Source organism: Calidithermus roseus (assembly GCF_003574095.1).
Taxonomy (GTDB): domain Bacteria; phylum Deinococcota; class Deinococci; order Deinococcales; family Thermaceae; genus Calidithermus; species Calidithermus roseus.
This window is the reverse complement of record NZ_QWLA01000141.1, coordinates 1-3,107: the sequence shown is the minus strand read 5'-3', so window position 1 is coordinate 3,107 and position 3,107 is coordinate 1. Positions and strand designations below refer to the sequence as shown.

Genomic DNA, 3,107 nt, shown 5'->3' with positions numbered 1-3,107 from the left:
GGGTAAGCTGGCGCAGCAGGGCCTGCACGTTGTTGAAGCCGAACTCGGTGAAGAAGGAGCCGCTGGCGAGGTTGCCCGAAGCATCCACTACGCGCAGGTTCTGCGGCCCCTCGCCGGTGACGGGCATGTAGAAGGTAGTGGTGAAGCGGCCCTCGAGGTTCGAGCGGGTGCTGGCGATCACTCCGTCGCCCAGCAGCACGAAGATGGTGGAGTCTGGCTGGAAGTTGAAGCCCTGCAAGGTCACGCTCTGCCCGCCGGGGCCTGCCGAGGGCGAGGCGAAGATCTCAGGCTGGCGCAGCGAGCGTAGTCGGGCGAAGCCGATCTTCTGGTTGAAGCCGCCGAACTCGCCCAGGCGGCTGTCGGCCCACAGCATGTACACGTCCTCGTCGGTGGCTCGGATGGAGAAGTAATCCCCGATGAACTGCCCGCCGGGGAAGCCCTTGTTGGGGTTGGAGGGGAAGTCGGTGACCCGCACGTCGCCGCTTTTGAGGTTGTGTTCCTTGACCTCAAAGCCCCAGTTCTCGCCCCGGTCCTCCGAGCGGGTGTAGTAGATGTGGTAGCGCAGTTGTGAGCGGTCGTCGCGGGTGTCGCCCCACATCACGTGGATCACCCCTTTGGGGTCGACGGCGATGGCGGGGAAGAACTGGACCCGGCTGGTCTCGTCGGCGTTGAGGCGCTTGGGCCGGCCAAAGCTCCTGCCCCCGTCCTGTGAGCGCACCAGGTAGATGTCGGCGTCGTCGGCGCTCTTGTCGCTGGGACGCGCGGCGTAGACGATGTACACGTCCCCTTGCGGCCCGATGGCCATCTGGGGGAAGTTGCTGGCCCAGAAGCGGAAGTTGTTGGTGCGGGCACGGAAGGGGACCTCGTTGAAGCTCGAGGCCACCACCGGCTTGGAGAAGCTGTTGCCACCGTCGGTGGAGCGGGTCAGGTAGATCTCGCCCAGCCCCTTGAAGCTCTCGTCGTTGGTGGAGTCGAAGTAGGCCACGTAGACCGAGCCGTCGGGGCCTACGGCCACGTTGCCCCCCTGCACCACCCGCCGGGTGCCCACCGCCTCCCCGTCACCGGGATTGCCGTCGCCCTCGCCGTAGGTCTCGCGCACGGTGGGGCTCACAGCGATGGGCTTGCTCCAGGTCACCCCTCCGTCTTCGGACTTCACCAGCCGGATGGTGGTGCGGGTCTCGCGGGCCGATAGGACGAGGACCTCGCCGATGTAGAGCGGCTCGTAGACGGTCTCGAAGTCGGTGTAGACCACGTAGACGTTGTCCCTCGCAGGGTCTTTGGGGTTGGGACCCACGGCCAGCCAGGGCTTGTCGAGGAAGCCCACCGAAAGCTCCCCGCGCACTCGGCCCTGGCGGTCGGTGGAGAGGTTATCGGTGATGACGTCGCTGCGGGCGGAGGAATAGGTGTTGGGGAAGCTGAAGCCCCCGTCGTCGGAGCGGGCGACGGACATGCTCGAGACCAGCGAGAACAGGGCGAAGGGCCCTACCGTGAACTCCTCCAGGCCGATGGAAATGCCGGTCATGTAGAGACGGCCCTGGCGGTCGAAGGCCAGTACCGGGTCGCCGCCGCTGCCCAGGTCGTCAAGCAGGTAGGGGGCTTGGAAAGGCCCTTCCCAACTGGCTCCGCCATCCTGGCTGACGTAGCTCACCAGCGAGGCCATGTTGTAGTCGATCACGCCCATCACCAGGTGGTCGGGGTCTTTGGGGTTGACGGCCAGGTGAGGCTCGGTTTGGATGGGGATATCGCCCAGGTCGCGCGTCACCAGCACCCCCCGGCTGAAGGCGGGGCCGGGCTCGCGGTAGGGTACCAGCGCCGCCGCGCCCGGGGCCTGCAGGAGGGGATTGGTGAAGGAGCGGAAGAGGCCCAGGGTCCGCTGGTACTCGCTGCGGAAGCCCTCGCCCTCACGCTCGGCGACCAGCGCTGCCGAGAGGCGGGGCTCCATGCCTTGCGTCAGCAGCCACAGCCGCCCGGAGAGGTGGGGGCCGAGGGGCTTGAGAAAGTCGACAGGCCCCGGCAGGCTACCGGCGCGCACCTCCTGGGGGAAGCTCCCGATGCTCTGGGCCATCCCCAGGCCCAGGGCCAAAATCCCGGCACTCAATAAAGCTCCAAGCAGACGATTGGGCATTTATTACCTCCACTAGGTGCGAGGGGGTTGTGTGGGTTGTTGGGGGTTTACCGCACCGACTCGAGCTGGCTCAGCAGGGCATCGATGTGGGTGACCACCGTCTGCAAGACGGCGTTGTTGAACTGGTTGAAGAGATTCTGGAACTCCCTGGCTCCGCTCCTGGCGTACTCCCGGGCCGCTTCCTCGGCGGTGGTGTACTCCTTGTCGCGCCACTTGAGGTAGGGTGAGGACTTCTCCACCATGCGCGTCGCCAGCGGCCCCAGGCGCGCCGGGTCGGACTTGAGGGCCAGCTCCTTGAGGCGCTCGAGGTAGGCCTGGGCCTCGTCCATGTCGTCGGGGAAGTCCTTGCGCAGCTCAGCCAGCAGGAGACGGTCGGCCTCGAGCTGCCCCGCCAAGTTGCGCAGCTGGTTCAGCGCGTTGCGCAGCCGCTCGGTGTCGCCTGCTTGTGCGAAGAAGGAGGGAGTGGCCTGGGTGGGGGGCTGCTCTGGGGACGCCGCCCCCAGCGCCACTACCAGGCCCGCTGCCACCAGCCACTTGCTCAGGCTAGAGAAAAGCCCCTGCCCAAAGAACGGGATTCTCACCTTTGTTTTCATTTGTTGCCAGGATAGAGCCTGTGGCGTCTGAGGAAAAGGGGAGCCAATACCTTGTTCAACACCAGGGTGGTGGATGCGGACTAGGCCAATTGGTGGAGGAAGCGACGGTATACCGCTGCCTGACTCAGCCTTCCTCAGCCTACTGGACTTCCTCTGGAGAATATTAAGCCTCAAACCCTTGCCCCACCCTGGACTCACTTCGTAAACTCGGCCCATGCCGATTTACGAGGACCGTTCCAGAGAGCAGCGGTCACCCGGCCATGCCCCCCTCCAGGTGGGGAGAGCTCGGGAGGCGTTGGAGATGCCGGAGGAGTTGTATCCGTCGTATCCCCCTCCTCGCCGCCCAGCTCCCCCGCCCCCGGCGAGGAGGGGGATACGACGGATACAAC

At 65.7% G+C, this 3,107-nt stretch carries 2 protein-coding genes; both read right to left on the bottom strand.

The window, feature by feature from the left end:
- The coding region (locus Mrose_RS18120) for a hypothetical protein (protein ID WP_147371726.1) at nt 1-2,125 on the bottom strand (2,125 nt) is incomplete at its 3' end.
- A 47-nt stretch (nt 2,126-2,172) separates the two neighbouring features.
- Complete coding sequence (locus Mrose_RS18115; protein ID WP_119280620.1) at nt 2,173-2,718, bottom strand: hypothetical protein; 546 nt, start codon at nt 2,716-2,718, stop codon at nt 2,173-2,175.
- Between the last annotated feature and the right edge of the window lie 389 nt (nt 2,719-3,107).

Bases quoted from the DNA above. Each gene is read 5' to 3' on its own strand.
- Mrose_RS18115 (WP_119280620.1), bottom strand. From the start codon at position 2,718: ATGAAAACAAAGGTGAGAATCCCGTTCTTTGGGCAGGGGCTTTTCTCT.